The sequence below is a fragment of the Alteromonas sp. KUL49 genome (genome assembly GCF_006538345.1).
Classification (GTDB): Bacteria; Pseudomonadota; Gammaproteobacteria; order Enterobacterales; family Alteromonadaceae; genus Alteromonas.
The window spans coordinates 306,202-323,350 of record NZ_BJKL01000004.1 but is presented as its reverse complement, the minus strand read 5'-3'; the positions used below and the strand labels follow the sequence as shown (position 1 = coordinate 323,350).

13 protein-coding genes are annotated in these 17,149 nt (G+C 45.1%); 9 read left to right on the top strand and 4 right to left on the bottom strand.

The features are described 5' to 3' along the window. Positions 1-72: 72 nt before the first annotated feature. Positions 73-531: a cytochrome c gene (locus tag EYS00_RS09305; protein ID WP_130636362.1), complete on the top strand. Its 459-nt coding sequence runs from the start codon at positions 73-75 to the stop codon at positions 529-531. Between the two features lie 218 nt (positions 532-749). Next, entirely contained in the window at positions 750-2,651 is a 1,902-nt protein-coding gene (locus tag EYS00_RS09300; RefSeq protein ID WP_130636271.1) for a propionyl-CoA synthetase, read from the top strand. Between the two features lie 36 nt (positions 2,652-2,687). On the opposite strand, the gene EYS00_RS09295 is transcribed toward EYS00_RS09300, so the two are convergent. Continuing rightward, a complete protein-coding gene (locus tag EYS00_RS09295) occupies positions 2,688-3,371 on the bottom strand; it encodes a cytochrome b/b6 domain-containing protein (protein WP_130636270.1) in 684 nt (227 codons plus the stop codon). A 176-nt stretch (positions 3,372-3,547) separates the two neighbouring features. Here EYS00_RS09295 and dapB point away from each other — a divergent pair, with 176 nt between their 5' ends. From dapB to EYS00_RS09270, 5 genes are all read left to right on the top strand, one after another. Beyond that, positions 3,548-4,351 carry a 4-hydroxy-tetrahydrodipicolinate reductase gene (dapB, locus tag EYS00_RS09290; RefSeq protein ID WP_130636269.1) on the top strand — a complete coding sequence of 268 codons (804 nt, stop codon included), beginning with the start codon at positions 3,548-3,550 and terminating at the stop codon, positions 4,349-4,351. Between the two features lie 355 nt (positions 4,352-4,706). Next, a complete protein-coding gene (carA, locus tag EYS00_RS09285; protein WP_130636268.1) occupies positions 4,707-5,837 on the top strand; it encodes a glutamine-hydrolyzing carbamoyl-phosphate synthase small subunit in 1,131 nt (376 codons plus the stop codon). 13 nt (positions 5,838-5,850) lie between these two features. Then, on the top strand, positions 5,851-9,072 hold the full coding sequence (carB, locus tag EYS00_RS09280; RefSeq protein WP_130636267.1) for a carbamoyl-phosphate synthase large subunit: 3,222 nt from the start codon (positions 5,851-5,853) through the stop codon (positions 9,070-9,072). 286 nt (positions 9,073-9,358) lie between these two features. Then, positions 9,359-9,835 (top strand): transcription elongation factor GreA, encoded by a 477-nt coding sequence (gene greA / locus EYS00_RS09275; protein ID WP_130636266.1) that lies wholly within the window; start codon positions 9,359-9,361, stop codon positions 9,833-9,835. Between the two features lie 107 nt (positions 9,836-9,942). After that, positions 9,943-10,488, top strand: coding sequence for an NUDIX hydrolase (locus EYS00_RS09270; RefSeq protein WP_130636265.1), 546 nt, complete (start codon positions 9,943-9,945; stop codon positions 10,486-10,488). Positions 10,489-10,544: 56 nt separating this feature from the next. On the opposite strand, the gene EYS00_RS09265 is transcribed toward EYS00_RS09270, so the two are convergent. Beyond that, the gene (locus EYS00_RS09265; protein ID WP_130636264.1) at positions 10,545-10,988 is read right to left on the bottom strand and encodes an Hsp20 family protein; all 444 of its coding nucleotides are present in this window, start codon (positions 10,986-10,988) and stop codon (positions 10,545-10,547) included. A 322-nt stretch (positions 10,989-11,310) separates the two neighbouring features. Between EYS00_RS09265 and EYS00_RS09260 the strand changes: the two genes are divergently transcribed. Beyond that, positions 11,311-12,492 (top strand): acetate kinase, encoded by a 1,182-nt coding sequence (locus tag EYS00_RS09260; RefSeq protein WP_130636263.1) that lies wholly within the window; start codon positions 11,311-11,313, stop codon positions 12,490-12,492. A 15-nt stretch (positions 12,493-12,507) separates the two neighbouring features. Then, complete coding sequence (gene pta / locus EYS00_RS09255; RefSeq protein WP_130636262.1) at positions 12,508-14,646, top strand: phosphate acetyltransferase; 2,139 nt, start codon at positions 12,508-12,510, stop codon at positions 14,644-14,646. Positions 14,647-14,697: 51 nt separating this feature from the next. Here pta and lnt read toward each other — a convergent pair whose 3' ends face one another. Next, the gene (gene lnt / locus EYS00_RS09250) at positions 14,698-16,203 is read right to left on the bottom strand and encodes an apolipoprotein N-acyltransferase (RefSeq protein ID WP_130636261.1); all 1,506 of its coding nucleotides are present in this window, start codon (positions 16,201-16,203) and stop codon (positions 14,698-14,700) included. 12 nt (positions 16,204-16,215) lie between these two features. After that, complete coding sequence (corC, locus tag EYS00_RS09245; RefSeq protein ID WP_130636260.1) at positions 16,216-17,073, bottom strand: CNNM family magnesium/cobalt transport protein CorC; 858 nt, start codon at positions 17,071-17,073, stop codon at positions 16,216-16,218. Positions 17,074-17,149: the final 76 nt, after the last annotated feature.

Here is a 17,149-nt window from a genome sequence, read left to right as displayed (position 1 = left end):
TATACTAAAAACTATCCAGAGTTAATAAAACGGAGAACAGGCATGACTTCAGGAATTAAACGCAAGGTAATCATGGGATTGGGTGCTTCATTGGTATCGCTTATTGCGGCCAGCGGTGTATATGCAAATGAAGCAACCTCTGAGCGTCATGCGGCAGCGGCGACTCAGTATCGTCAAGCATTGTTTCAGTTGGTTCGCAGCAATATGGGGCCATTAGGTGGCATGGCGAAGGGCGCTATCCCTTTCGATGAGTCAGTAATGAAAACCAATGCGGTACGTCTAGAGCAATTGGCAGACATGATGAGCGATTATTTGGTTACAGATACTCGCAAATTCAATGTTGAGACCAGTGCTAAAGATGAAATGTGGGAAGACTTTAGTGATGTTGAAGCTAAAATCGAAGCCATGCGTGCTGCAGCACAAAATCTAGCGAGCGTTGTTGAAGCTGGCGATACTGATGGCTACCGAGCAGCTATCGGTAAAGTGGGCGGAAGCTGTAAATCTTGTCACGATGCTTACAAAGCTGACTAAGCTATATCCAAAAACTGGGTAACTGTGACTGTTACCCAGTTTTTTATCTTGTATTGAAAAACTCACTCTCCCGCTCCCTATACTCATTGCTGCCCTTTTAAATTTAAATAATTGTTCTATTATTCATTGGGTTACGCCGTATAAGGCTGAAGTCTTATGGGGTAAAACAGGAAAACTGTTCTAGTGTAGCTGATAAAAGCCCTACATTGGACATGGTTATGAATTATAAGAATGAACATCAGCAATCGACTGAACATCCTGAGCAATTTTGGTTATCACAAGCTGAGCAGATTGCATGGTATACCAAACCTATTATTCCTTTCTGTAATAACGACAACGGCTACGTGAGCTGGTTTCCTGACGGTACGTTAAACACCTGCTATTTAGCATTAGATCAGCATGTTGAGTCAGGTAAAGGTGACCAATGTGCCTTGATATACGATTCTCCCGTAACGCAAACCAAGCAAAAATTCACCTATGCCGAATTACTATCTCATGTTGGGCGGTTTGCCGGTGTATTGAAAGCACAGGGCGTAGAGAAGGGGGACAGAGTGATTATTTACATGCCGATGATTCCCCAAGCTGTCATTGCAATGCTCGCCGTGGCCCGCTTAGGAGCGGTGCACTCGGTGGTCTTTGGCGGTTTTGCAGCTAATGAATTAGCGGTCAGAATCGATGATGCGAAGCCCAAGTTAATTGTTACAGCGTCATGTGGAATTGAGGGCCAGCGTGTTATTGAATATAAACCAATGGTGGATGGTGCAATTGCCCTAGCGTCTCATAAGCCAACGGGCTGCATTGTTTATCAACGCCCACAGGTTGCCGCAAGTTTAAACCCAGAATTCGATATCGATTGGGTATCTGCGATGGAGAAAAGCGAACCTGCTGATTGTGTACCAGTAAAGTCGACGGATCCGCTTTATATATTGTATACCTCTGGGACTACGGGAAAACCAAAAGGCGTTGTGAGAGACAACGGTGGCCACGCGGTCGCACTTAATTATTCTATGTCTGCGGTATATAACGTGGATGAAGGCGATACTTTTTGGGCTGCCTCGGATGTTGGCTGGGTGGTAGGGCATTCTTATATTGTGTACGGACCTCTACTCAAAGGTGCAACAACCGTCTTGTATGAAGGCAAGCCGGTAGGAACACCAGATGCAGGCGCATTTTGGCGTGTAGTTGAAGAATACAAAGTGAAAGTACTATTTGCTGCCCCAACGGCGTTTAGAGCCGTTCGCAAAGAGGACCCCAACGCCACATTTATTAAAGACTATGATCTTTCATCCCTTGAAACCATATTTATGGCAGGTGAACGTCTTGACCCGCCAACCTATCACTGGACTCGCGAGGTCACCAATAAGCCGATTGTTGACCATTGGTGGCAAACAGAAACAGGTTGGCCTATTTGTGCCAACCCAGTTGGCGTAGAAACGCTCCCTACCAAACCAGGATCATCCAGTGTACCCACCCCAGGGTTTAACGTGCAGGTGTTATCGGAAAGTGGTGAACAAAAGCCTGCCAATACTCAAGGCGCAATCGCTATCAAGTTGCCTTTGCCACCCGGTTGCCTCGCTTCTATATGGGGGGATCACGAACGATTTGTACAAGGCTACTTATCGGAGTTTCCCGGCTATTACTGCACCGGGGATAATGGTTACATCGATGATGAAGGCTATGTATTTATTATGGGACGAACTGACGATGTAATTAATGTGGCTGGGCATCGATTGTCTACCGGTGAAATGGAAGAGGTGCTGGCTTCTCATACCGCTGTGGCTGAGTGCAGTGTTATCGGAGTAAACGACAAACTAAAAGGGCAAATCCCAGTGGGTTTGGTATTGCTCAAAAATGGTGTTGAAATAGAAGAACAGTTACTAGAGCAAGAGCTGATTGCACAAGTCAGAGAAAAAATCGGCCCCGTGGCAAGCTTTAAGCGAGCCATAGTTGTTGAACGTTTGCCAAAAACTCGGTCTGGAAAAATCTTGCGAAAGCTTTTACGTCAAATAGCCGCCGACGAGCCCTTGGCGGTACCATCGACTATTGACGACCCGTCGAGTGTGGACGAAATCGTAGCCCTAATGAAACAACGGGGTATGGTGCAGCAAGTAACAGTCTAATGCTCAGCAATGGCATTAGACCGTCAATACACTGGGTTAGTAATAGAACTCCTCTAATGCTGGCGCGGGTGGTGCTATTTCAATGGCGTAATACAGTCCAAAACCAACGATAAGTGCAATGACCAGCGCTAGCAAAAGTTTCGATGAAGGGATCCCTGACGCTTGAGTTTGCTTTTTACCGTGAATCATAGGTGGTACAAGCTTTTGTTTTTTAAACACGGCGTAGAAAACAATGGCGGCAATATGAAAGCCAATCACCCAAAGTAAAACATCAAACACTCGGTGATGCAGAGTATTCATTACGTCTAATACAGACTCATCAACCAAATGGCGATAAGGTCCGTCAAGGTAGATATCGTCGGTCATAAAGAGTCCGCTCACTGCTTGCAGTCCAATCATGATGAGCATGATGATGACTGCATAACCACCCAGTGCATTGTGTCCTGTTGCTGGGGCACTGTCTTTTCTACCCAATGTTTTCATGTAGGAAAATACTGCACCAGGACCTTTAACAAAGTGACTAAAACGAGCGTAAGTGGGACCAACGAAACCCCATATCACTCTAAAAATAATGAGTCCCAATGTGAAGTAACCCAAATAGAAGTGCCATTGAACGGCATCGTCCATCCACTCTGCGGTGGCATAAAGGCCGAAAATACTGGCCACCAATAGCCAATGAAATAATCGGGTTGGGATATCCCAAATGAGACGCTTTTCCATAAGTTAAGCTCTAGCATTAAGTATTTGTTATCTGGATATTCATCCTATCTAAAAAAACTCAAATTGGCGAATAGTTGGAGTTAGCCAAAAACTCCCCATAATGCGCGTTGCAATCGCGGTGATATCATGCACAATGCCCTCATTGTTGAAGGCTAATACATGATAAAGAGTAAATAATGAAAGTTGGTTTGTTTGGTGCAAACGGCCGCATGGGTCGCGTACTTATCGAAGCACTCGATGCGAGTGAAGATGCCCATTTATCCGTAGCCACGGTAAGAGATGATTCACCTTGGGTCGGAATGAACGTGGGTGAACTTTCGGGTATAGGTAAGAAACATATTGATTGTTCAGGTATCTCGTCGCTTAAAAATACCGATGCAGATGTGATGATCGACTTTACACTACCTGTAGTGTTTGAAAGCAACCTTGCTTGGTGTGTTGAAAACAAAGTTCCCGTAGTGATAGGTACCACAGGACTGAACGAAAGCCAGTTACACTCACTGGATAATGCAGCACTACATATCCCTATTGTATTTGCGGCGAACTACAGTGTTGGCGTTAACCTGATGCTCTCTTTGGTACGAAAGGCTGCCAATGTTCTGGGTGGTACTGCTGACATAGAAATCACCGAAGCCCATCACAGGTTCAAACAAGATGCCCCTTCTGGTACCGCTATGGCCATAGGTGAAGCCATTGCTGACGAACTTGGTCGCGATTTAAAAACTTGCGCGGTGTATGGTCGTGAAGGCAAGGAACCCGAGAGGGAACACAACACGATTGGTTTTGCTACCGTAAGAGCCGGAGACATAGTGGGAGAACATACAGCTTTGTTTGCGGATATTGGTGAACGCCTTGAAATTACCCATAAAGCGTCTAGCCGCCTCACGTTTGCAAAGGGAGCGGTACACGCAGCTCAATGGTTGTCTGGCAAGCCAGCAGGTCTGTATTCTATGGAAGATGTGCTGGGCCTTAAAGAGTAAACGATGTAATTATAAGTAAATTAGCAACTTGCAAGCGTTGAGCACGCATAAAATAAAACCCCATAAAAGTTAGGGTATTTGTAGTTTTTGCTATGTTAGCGGTAATTTTGTGTTTAAAGGTCTATTTTAATAAATTTTGTAATTGAGTTAGACCTTTTTGAGAGTGTCATGTATACTTGTCGGAATTTGCCAGAATTTCGCATTTTGCGGCCAAAATATTGGCTGTAGAACGCGGTTTTATTAGCTGCAAAGATCGTAAAACAGGGCGTAGTATTTTCATTGCGGCCTGTTTTTTGTGGGGTTTGAGCAGAAAAGATGCTCAAACACGTAGTTATCCTTATCTCTGGAGGTTGACTTGGCTAATTCTGCCCTTTTGGTGTTAGAGGATGGTTCTGTTTTTAAAGGTACTGCGATAGGCGCGCAAGGTACTGCTGTTGGTGAAGTAGTTTTCAATACTTCAATGACAGGTTATCAAGAGATCATCACTGACCCATCCTATGCTGAACAAATAATCACCCTTACTTATCCACACATTGGTAATACCGGTACCAACGACGAAGACGTTGAAGCGGACACGATTTGGTCTAAAGGCCTAATCATCCGAGACCTACCACTGGTTGCCAGTAACTTCCGTCAACAACAAACGCTTTCTGAATATCTTGAATCAAAAGGTGTTGTTGGCATCGCAGACATTGATACCCGTCGCTTAACACGTATTCTACGAGACAAAGGTGCCCAGAATGGTTGCATTATTTGTACTGACGATGCGAGTGAAGCAGATGCATTAGCGCAAGCTCAGGGATTCCCTGGACTTAAAGGCATGGACTTGGCCAAAGTTGTTAGTATCAAAGCACCTAAAACATGGACAGAGGGTAGTTGGGAACTGGGCAAAGGCTATGTAACCCCTGAATCGAGCAAGTATCACGTTGTTGCTTACGATTTTGGTGTGAAGAACAATATCTTACGCATGCTTGCTGACCGCGGCTGTAAGATTACATTGGTTCCTGCTCAAACACCTGCACAGCAAGTGTTAGATATGAATCCAGATGGTGTATTTTTATCGAATGGCCCTGGTGACCCAGAGCCTTGTGATTACGCTATCGAAGCTATAAAGACTATCGTCGAAACTGGTATTCCAGTTTTCGGTATCTGCTTAGGTCACCAGTTGCTTGCATTAGCAAGTGGCGCGAAAACGGTGAAAATGAAGTTCGGTCACCATGGTGCGAACCACCCAGTGAAAGACTTAAAACGCAATGTGGTTATGATCACAAGCCAAAACCATGGTTTTGCTGTTGATGAAGCTAGCCTGCCAGAGAATTTAGAAGTAACGCACGTATCATTGTTCGATAAATCGTTACAAGGCATTCATCGTACCGACAAGCCTGCGTTTAGTTTTCAAGGGCACCCAGAAGCAAGCCCAGGTCCACATGAAGCGGCACCGCTTTTTGACCACTTTATTGACCTAATCGAACAACACAAGCAGTAGGAAAGAGCCCGCTATGCCAAAACGTACTGACATACAAAGTATTCTTATCATCGGCGCTGGCCCTATTGTTATTGGCCAAGCCTGTGAGTTTGACTATTCGGGAGCGCAAGCGTGTAAGGCGTTGCGTGAAGAGGGTTACCGCGTCATTCTGGTTAACTCTAACCCTGCTACCATCATGACTGACCCAGAAATGGCTGATTCGACGTATATCGAGCCAATTCACTGGGAAGTGGTACGCAACATTATTGCTAAAGAGCGTCCAGATGCCATTCTTCCTACCATGGGTGGTCAAACCGCACTTAACTGCGCACTTGACCTAGAAAAGCATGGTGTACTTGAAGAATTCGGTTGTGAGTTGATTGGTGCAACTGCTGACGCCATCGACAAAGCGGAAAACCGCGAACGCTTCGATAAAGCAATGAAAGACATCGGTCTAGAATGTCCTCGTGCTGAAATCGCACATTCAATGGACGAAGCCCACGATGTACTGAGCCGCATTGGTTTCCCATGTATTATTCGCCCGTCTTTTACCATGGGTGGAACCGGTGGTGGTATCGCCTACAACATCGAAGAGTTCAACGAGATTTGTGCAAGAGGTCTAGACCTTTCACCTACCAGTGAGTTGCTCATCGATGAATCTTTGCTTGGTTGGAAAGAGTACGAAATGGAAGTGGTACGCGACAAAGCAGATAACTGCATTATCGTTTGTACCATTGAGAACTTCGACCCAATGGGTGTTCACACAGGTGACTCGATTACCGTAGCGCCTGCACAAACGCTTACCGACAAAGAATTCCAAATTATGCGTAATGCGGCAATGGCCGTGCTACGTGAAATCGGTGTAGAAACCGGGGGTTCAAACGTACAGTTCGGCGTATGCCCGAATACTGGCCGTATGGTCATCATTGAAATGAACCCTCGTGTTTCTCGTTCATCAGCGCTTGCCTCTAAAGCAACAGGTTTCCCTATTGCCAAAGTAGCAGCGAAACTTGCCGTGGGTTACACCCTCGATGAGCTGGCAAACGACATTACTGGTGGCTTAACACCAGCGTCATTTGAGCCGTCAATTGACTATGTTGTGACTAAGATCCCTCGCTTTAACTTCGAAAAATTTGCTGGTGCAAATGACCGTTTGACCACGCAGATGAAGTCAGTGGGTGAGGTAATGGCCATTGGTCGTAATCAGCAAGAATCATTGCAAAAAGCACTACGTGGACTTGAAGTCGGTGCTAATGGTTTAAGCCCTGTGGTTGACTTAGAGGACCCAGAAGCACGCAACAAGATTGTTTACGAGCTTCGCGAACCAGGCGCAGAGCGCATTTGGTACATTGGTGATGCATTCCGTTTGGGAATGACAGTGGAAGAGGTTTTCAACTTAACCAATATCGACCGTTGGTACCTAGTTCAGTTAGAAGACCTCATTAAACTTGAAGCTGAAGTGGCTGAAAAAGGTTTAAGCGGCATTGATTCAGACTTTATGCGAGCGCTGAAGCGTAAAGGTTTCTCTGATTCTCGATTAGCTGAGCTTACCAAAGTTGCTGAAGATGATGTACGTGAAACACGCCGAGGCTTTGGCATTTCACCAGTGTACAAACGCGTAGATACTTGTGCTGCAGAATTCTCTACGAGTACGGCTTACATGTACTCAACCTACGACGAAGAATGTGAAGCGCAACCTACCGACAATGATAAGATCATGGTGCTAGGTGGCGGCCCCAACAGAATCGGTCAAGGTATAGAGTTTGATTACTGCTGTGTGCACGCGGCGTTGTCAATGCGAGATGACGGTTACGAGACCATCATGGTTAACTGTAACCCTGAAACTGTATCAACTGACTATGATACGTCTGACCGCTTGTACTTCGAGCCGGTTACTCTTGAAGACGTGCTAGAAATTGTAGCTAAAGAAAACCCGAAAGGCGTTATCGTACAATACGGTGGTCAAACTCCACTGAAACTAGCGCGTGCCCTTGAAGCAAACGGTGTACCGATTATTGGTACGTCACCAGATGCTATTGACCGTGCAGAAGACCGTGAGCGCTTCCAGCAAATGGTTAACAAGCTTGGTTTGAAACAGCCTGCGAATGCAACGGTAACAAACGTTGAACAAGCACTAGCAATGGCTGAAGAAATCGGCTTCCCATTGGTTGTTCGTCCATCTTATGTTCTTGGTGGTCGTGCAATGGAAATCGTATACGACATTAAAGACCTCAAGCGCTACTTAAACGAAGCGGTGAAAGTGTCTAATGACGCTCCGGTATTGCTAGACCGCTTCCTCGACGACGCTATCGAAGTAGACATCGACGCCATCTGTGACGGCGAAGAGGTCGTTATCGGCGGTATCATGGAACACATAGAGCAGGCAGGTGTTCACTCAGGTGACTCGGCTTGTTCTCTACCTCCACACTCATTGTCTAAAGACATCCAAGATACTATGCGTAAGCAGGTGAAGGATATGGCGCTAGAGTTGGGTGTTGTTGGCCTAATGAATACCCAGTTCGCGATTAAAGATGGTGAAGTGTACCTTATCGAGGTAAACCCTCGTGCTGCACGTACTGTTCCTTTTGTCTCTAAAGCGACAAGTGTTCCTCTTGCAAAAGTAGCGGCACGGGCTATGGCGGGTCAGTCACTTGCATCGCAAGGCGTTACCGAAGAAGTGATTCCTCCTTTCTACTCAGTAAAAGAAGTGGTACTTCCATTTGCTAAGTTCCAAGGTGTTGACCCACTTTTAGGACCAGAAATGCGCTCTACTGGTGAAGTGATGGGTGTGGGTGATACTTTTGAAGAAGCTTACGCTAAGGCTAACTTGGGTGCAGGTGCGCCACTACCTAAAGCAGGTAAGGCATTGCTTTCTGTGCGTAACAATGACAAAAACAAAATCATCGAGCTTGCAAGAGCCTTAGTTGATGCTGGTTTTGATATTGAAGCAACTCGTGGAACAGCAACAAACTTGTACGATGCTGGCATTATGAGCTCTGTTGTGAACAAGCTTTCTGAAGGGCGTCCGAATATTGTGGATGCCATTAAGAACGGTGAGTACGCATACATTATCAATACAACAGAAGGTCGTCAGGCGATTACCGATTCGGTATACATTCGTCGCGAGGCACTATTGAACAAGGTAACGTACACAACAACCATGAACGCCGCGTTTGCTACCATCCGCGCCAAGTCAGCGGACGACCGTAGCAAGGTATCTTCGGTACAAGAGCTTCACGCACGTATTAAACAGTGATGACATCAAACAGGATATTGGTTATCCTGTTTGCATGACACTTATGTGAATGAACTACAAAGTGCGCCAAATGGCGCACTTTTTGTTGGTTAGCTTTGGTTTTGTACTAGTTAACTAGTAATGGATTAAAGGTAGGAGTAAACAATAAACAAAACATTGCAGGCATGGATGCCTGCACTGAGCCAACATGGATGTTTTTACGGCGTTTTTGTTTATGTTTACTCTTACCTAAGTAACCAAACCTAATCTTTTTTCGTAACAACTAGCCAAAAATGAGATGGGAACCATGAGTCAGTACCCAATGACAGCTCGTGGCGCGCAGCTATTACGCGACGAACTGAACGAACTAAAATCAAAAACACGTCCTCGTATTATCGAAGCTATCGCTGAGGCACGTGAACACGGCGACTTGAAAGAGAACGCTGAGTATCATGCTGCTCGTGAACAGCAAAGCTTCTGCGAAGGCCGAATTCAAGACATTGAAGGTAAGTTATCTAACGCGCAAATTATCGATGTGACTAAAATGGAAAATACCGGAAAGGTTATTTTCGGCACTACCGTTACCATTTTAAATGTAGATACTGACGACGAGACTACTTATCGTATCGTAGGTGACGATGAAGCTGACATCAAAGCCAACTTGATTTCAGTGAACTCACCGATTGCCCGTGGCCTTATCGGAAAAGAACTGGATGATATGGTAACTATTCAAACCCCAGCGGGGGCAATTGAAGTAGAAATTATTGAAGTAGAATACGTTTAGTGTTCTAGCGCTTTAAGAAACGCCGAGGATATCCTCGGCGTTTTTGTTTGTTGCTAGCTGAGTTTGTGGCGATTAGACTTTACACAAACATCATGAGGAAAGTTACTATGTCAAATAAGGAAATCGAAACTCTGTCGTCGGAAGTGAAGTATCAAAACAAATGGATGACACTTCGGGAAGACGTTATCCGCAGACAGAGTGGGCAAGAGGGTATTTACGGTGTTGTTGATAAACCTGATTTTGCCATTATTCTTCCGATAGATGGTGATGACGTGTATTTGGTAGAACAATATCGTTATACCATAGGTGAGCGTCAGTTGGAGTTTCCTCAAGGCGCTTGGGAGAGTAATCCAGACGCAGACCCCAAAGTGCTCGCCGGTGGCGAATTGAAAGAAGAAACTGGACTAGATGCCAGTGAACTTATTTATGTTGGTTTCCAATATTTGGCGTATGGATTCTGTAGTCAGGGATATCACATCTTTGTAGCAAAAGGGCTGACACAAGGTGAGCAGTCATTAGACCCAGAGGAAGAAGGGTTAACACTGCATAAGCTGTCTCTTACTGAAGTAGAACAAAAAATTAGAAATGGCGAGATAAAAGATGCTTCGACGTGTAATGCACTTGGGCTTGCTAAGCTAAACGGTATTATCTAAAAGAAAACGGCGCCTTTTGGCGCCGTTTTCAGATGTCAGGGAAACATCATAGAGAATTAGTTTTCTATAAGTCGAGAACCAATCTCAATTTGGCGAGGTTTCTTCGCCTCTGGAATGACTCGCTCCATATCGATATGCAGAAGGCCATTTTCCATGTCTGCTGCTAACACTTTAACGTGATCACCAAGCTGGAACTTACGCTCAAAATTACGCTCAGAGATGCCTTTGTGAAGGAACTTACGTTCAACTTGGCTTGGTTCTTCGGCTTTACGCTTACCTGTAACAGTCAACGTATTTTCCTGAACCTGAATTGCCACATCATCTTTGCTGAAACCGGCAACTGCCATAGTGATACGGTATTTGTCTTCCGCCAACAACTCGATATTGTATGGGGGATAAGAACTTTGTTTTTCAGCACGTGTTGCTGCATCAACAAGAGATGCTAAGTGGTCTGAACCAATGAATGAACGGTATAGTGGAGATAGATCGATAGTACGCATAGTCATATCCTCGAAATTAAGCAATATGTTTAAAATTTTAGTGCCCCGATACTTCGGCGGCGGTTTTGTCGACCTGACCTTTCAGCGCCGACAATACCTATATGTGTCTACGACAAATGTTTTCAAGCATAAATTCTAAGAAAAATTGCATTTATTTTTTCTTATTCATACAAATCAGTAGGTTAGGATGATAATTTTTTATAAAATTTATTCATTATCTTTACGTCTGTGTCGGAAGAATTAGCAGTATCTTAACAACGTCTAGTGTTCATAAATGCTACAATGAGAATGTGTCGTATTTAAATTGCTGTGAAGTAAATAAATGAAAAAAGATGTAGTGGTACTGAATTGTGGTAGTTCGTCAGTAAAGTTCGCAATTATTGATGCAACCAGTGGTGAAGCGCAGATGACAGGGCTCGCAGAGAGCCTAGGTAACCAAGATGCGTCTGTCACAGTAAAATACAAAGGTGAAAAGCAGAAGATAGCATTGAGTGAAAACGCTATGCATGCAGAAGCTTTGGAAGAAATTAGTCGAATCATTGCAAAAACAGGTGTAGAGCCTGTTGCCGTGGGGCACCGTGTGGTTCACGGTGGTGAGAAATTCAAACAAGCCGTTCAAATTGATGAGAGCGTGGAGCAAGCCATTCAAGAATGCGCTGCTATGGCGCCCTTGCATAACCCTGCCAACCTGACGGGTATTCTTACCGCAAAAACGGCTTATCCATCACTTCCTCATGTTGCCGTATTTGATACTGCCTTTTTTCAAAGCATGCCACAGCACGCTTATCTTTATGCGCTACCGCGGGCCCTTTATCGCGACCATGCTATTCGTCGCTATGGATTCCACGGTACCAGCCACAAATATATTCTTGATACGACTGCAAGTGAACTCAATAAGTCGGTAGATGAAACGACGATTATTAGTGCTCACCTAGGTAATGGCTGCAGCGTAACTGCTGTAGTGAAGGGTAAAGCTGTTGATACTAGTCTTGGATTCACACCACTCGAAGGTTTGGTGATGGGCACTCGATGTGGCGATATTGATCCGAGTTTACCCACGGTGCTTCAGCAAAAGCTGGGTAAAAACGCCGAAGAGATCAATAAGCTTTTAAATACCGAGTCTGGATTGTTAGGTATCTCAGAATTAAGCAATGATTGCCGTGCTTTGGAAGAGGCGGCAGAGCAGGGACATGAAGGCGCAATTATCGCGTTAGAAATATTCTGCTACCGATTGGCAAAATACATCGGTGGATACATGGTAGCTACACCAGATTTGGACGCGATAGTTTTTACTGGCGGTATTGGCGAGAACTCTTCGTTGATCAGAGAAAAAACACTGGGCTACTTCTCTCACTTAGGCGTAAAACTTGATGCAGACAAAAACCTAGACAAGCGCTTTGGCGCGCAAGGTGAAATTACAGCGGCGGATTCGCCCATTGCATGTTGGGTTATTCCTACCAACGAAGAATGGGTAATTGCGCAGCAAGCAGCACAGTTTGCCTAATCGAGGAGAAGAAGTATGTCTCGTAGAATTATGTTGATACCCGTAGGTACCAGTGTTGGTCTGACTACCGTAAGTATGGGTTTGGTGAGAGCGCTCGAACAGCAAGCGGTTAAATTGAATTTCTTCAAACCTGTAGCACAACCTCGTCGCGGGGATAACGGTGAAGAAAAGTCTACGGCAATCCTGAGCCATCACTGTAATGTGAATCCAGTGACACCGTTTTCTCTTGGTTACGTGGAGCGAATGATCAGCAGTGACCAAACGGATGAACTGCTTGAAGAAATCATCGAACGTTTTGAACAAAACCAAGAACCAGACGCAGTTACTGTTATCGAAGGGTTAGTAACCACTCGCCATCACCCATACGCTGAACGGTTGAACCTTGAAATTAGTCGTGCCCTCGACGCCGATATGGTGTTTGTTTGTGTACCCGGTAATGATTCTCCCGTAGATATCAACCACAGATTAGAGATAGTACTTGATACCTACGGCGGTCACAAAAGTAAAAACGTGCTCGGTTGCATATTCAACAAAGTTAATGCCCCTCTCGATGAGCACGGTCGACTACGCACGGACATGACCGCTGAAGAGTCAGTGCCAGAGCGTGAGGATATTTTTGACATGCTTCAAGGGCTGCCTATTTTCTCAAAAAACTTTGCGTTGTTAGGCTGTATTAACTGGCAAAACGATCTGTTGTCGCCTCGAGCGATTGATGTGGCAAAACACCTGTCTGCGAAAATTATTAACGAAGGGCATCTTGCCACTCGTCGTCTTAAGAGTGTTAGCTTCAGTGCACGTGAAATTCAAAACATGGTGCATACGTTAAAGCCCGGCGCTTTGTTAGTTATGTCTGGTGACCGCAGCGACGTGTTCGTGTCTAGTTGTTTGGCAGCATCGAATGGAACCAAGCTTGGCGCTTTATTGCTAACTGGTGGTTACCTTCCTGATGAAAAGGTAATGAAGCTCTGTAGTCAAGCCATGGAGACCGGCTTACCAGTGCTATTGGTAGAGAGTAACACTTGGCAAACGGCTCAGCATTTACATGCGTTTAATCAAGAAGTGCCGGTGGATGATACCCAGCGTATCGAGCGCGTGATGGAACACACTGCCGATGCCTTAGATACTGAATGGGTAGCATCTCTTACGCACAAGGTATCTCGTCAGAAGAAGCTTTCCCCTTCTGCATTTAGATACTCATTGACCAATCGCGCACGTTTGGCTAATAAGCGAATCGTTCTACCAGAAGGCAACGAACCAAGAACAGTCGTGGCTGCAAGTATTTGCGCTAAGCGTGGGTTGGCTAGACCTGTGTTACTCGGTGATGCGAACGAAATACATCGCATTGCAGAACAGCAGGGTGTAGTACTTGATGATGGCGTTGAAATTCTCGCGCCCGAGGCAATTCGCGAAAAATATGTACCACCCTTGGTTACACTTAGAGAGCACAAAGGGGTGAGTGAGGTAGTAGCAGAGGAGTTACTACTCGATAATGTAACCCTAGGCACCATGATGCTACAGCAAGATCACGTTGATGGCCTAGTATCAGGCGCAGTTAATACCACTGCCAATACGATTCGCCCAGCGCTGCAGTTAATTAAAACCGCTGAAAATGCCTCTTTGGTATCCTCAGTCTTCTTCATGTTGTTACCTGACCAAGTATTGGTTTATGGTGACTGTGCTATCAACCCTGATCCAAATGCCGAACAACTGGCTGATATCGCTATTCAATCAGCAACGTCAGCGGCGACATTTGGTATTGAGCCACGTGTTGCGATGATTAGCTACAGCACGGGAAGTTCTGGTGCGGGTAGCGATGTAGAAAAGGTCAGGGAAGCCACGCGTATTGCTAAAGAAAAGCGTCCAGACCTCCTCATTGATGGACCATTACAATACGACGCTGCGGCTATTGAAAGCGTTGGTAGAAGTAAAGCGCCAAACAGCCCTGTTGCCGGTAAAGCAAATGTGTTTGTATTCCCAGATTTGAATACCGGTAATACCACCTACAAAGCGGTTCAGAGAAGCTTTGATTTGGTCTGTATTGGCCCTATGCTTCAAGGAATGAGAAAACCTGTCAACGATTTGAGTCGTGGTGCATTGGTGGATGATATTGTATTCACCATCGCGCTTACCGCTATTCAAGCCGCCGGCGAGTAACTAAGTGAGTTGCATGCAGCAAGTATTTTGCTTGCTGCATGTCGGCTACAGCTAACTGAAAATACGTCTTTCTCTAGTACGTAGGGTATAGCCCACCACAAGCAGTAGTAAAGCGATAAACCAAGCGAGTACATCACCGAATTTTTGGTAGGGTGTAATACCTCTGGTTGATTGCACGGGAGACGATATTCCGGCTGCTTCAAATTGGGGGAGTGCCGAAGTAACTTCTCCTTTATGGTCGATGAATGCAGTGATGCCATTATTGGTCGCACGAACGACTGGGCGACCAAACTCAAGGGCGCGCATTCGGGCAATTTCCAGATGCTGTGCAGGGCCATGAGAACGACCAAACCAAGCATCGTTACTTACCGTGATAATCATGTCAGTATCTCGATACACATTTGCAGACACTTGCCGTGGAAACGCAATTTCAAAACATATCGCCGGTGCTAGCTTGATGCCATTTGCTATCAAGTTTGCTTGCTGATAATCCCCACGGGAAAACGAAGACATTGGAAGGTCAAAAAGAGGCGCCAAGGGACGAAGCAAGTCTTCAAATGGAACAAATTCTCCGATGGGAAGCAATTGATGTTTAGCGTATCGATTTCCATGAAAATATCGGTAAGCAGCAGAGTCTTGTTCGGTATCATGCTTACCCAATACAATAAGGTTGTTCCACGCTTCGTCTGATTCCCAATTGTAGTTAACAATACCTGTAATGAGGGCGGTGTTTTTTTCGACAGAAAGTGCATCTACTTCAGTTAAATAGTCGAACGCTAGCAATTCTAGTTTAGGGACTGCCGCTTCAGGCCAAATTATTAGGTCACTCTGCCAAAAAGGCTCTGTAAGCGCCAAATAGCGTTGCATCGTAGGCTCGTCTTGTTCCGGTACCCAGCGAAGTGACTGTGGAATGTTGCCCTGAATCATGGCAACTTCGTGCGTATCTTTTATTGTTACCCAAGAGTGTTGTTTGGCTACCCAACCACTACCGTAAGTAATACAAATAACAAATATCGCCGATAAACACTGTTTTAAGTTTCTAGCCATTGCTAAAAAGCTTGCCATAACAATGACAAATAGCGTCATTCCGGTTTCCCCAATAATTGGGGCCCACCCCGACAACGGAGAATCAATTTGACTATAACCAAGGGATAACCACGGAAAACCTGAAAGTAGCCAGCTTCTTAACCATTCAAGCAATAGCCAGAAAAATGGTAATGACAGCGGGAGTAGTCTCTTAGGGGAAAAGCGACAAGACAACCAGATTGCTGTTGCGGGGAATAGCGCCAGATATCCGCAGAGTAGTAGCATTAGCGCGATAGATACAACGATTGGCAAGCCGCCAAAATCCGCAATACTCACGTGTACCCAACTGATTCCGGCACCAAACCAGCCTAAACCGAAAAACCACCCGAGCTTGAAACAATGTTGCGATGAAGCGACTATTTTCCTGAATGCAAAGGCAGGGGCGATAATAGCTAAAGGCCACAGACTAAATGGAGCATAAGCAAAAGTTAAGCTCGCTCCACTCAGCGCTAGCAGTATAAGAGTTATCATGGGATTACAAAATTACTCTAATGAAGGAAGTGTGACCTTCAGTTGAATGAGACGACGCTTGTCTGAGTGCGTGACTTTGAACGTAATGTCACCAATGTTTACTTCATCGTTTGTCTCTGGCATATGCCCAAAGGCTTTAAGAACAATACCACCTATAGTATCGGCTTCTTCTTCGCTGAAACTGGTCTCGAAAAAGGTGTTAAATTCATCCACCGGTGTGAGAGCCTTCACCGAATAGGTATATTTGTTGAGGGGGCGAATATCATCGGTGCTGTCTTCCTCAACATCATGTTCATCCTCAATCTCACCAACAATAATCTCTAGAATGTCTTCAATGGTCACTAAGCCCGAAACACCACCGTACTCATCGACGACAATAGCCATATGGTAGCGCTGTTGACGAAACTCTTTAAGAAGCACGTCTACCCGTTTACTCTCAGGGACGATAACCGCCGGGCGAAGCACATCACTGAGGTTGAAAGACTTTTCTGGATTAAATGCAAAGCTCAATAAGTCTTTCGCAAGCAAGATCCCTTCAATATGATCTTTGTCTTCACTAATGACTGGAAAGCGTGAGTGGGCTGATTCGAGCATAACAGGCAGAAACTCTTCTACTTTTTGCTCTATGTCGATAGTAATCATTTGAGCGCGGGGGATCATAATATCTCGCACTCGCATGTCATTTACGCCGATAACGCCTTCTATCATCTCCCGAGTTTGGGGATCAATAACATCATTTTGTTCAGCGTCAGAAATGACTTCTACCAAGTCTTGTTTATTTTTCGGCTCGCCAGAAAAAGAAAGTTTTATTTTATCCAACCAACTTTTATTTGAAGAGCCGTTGGTAGAGTGGGGATTATCGTCGCTCATAATGTCCAATAGGTAATTTATTCAAGGCCTAAGTTAATGATCTTCGATGGGGTCGTCAATGGTTTATTCGTGGGAA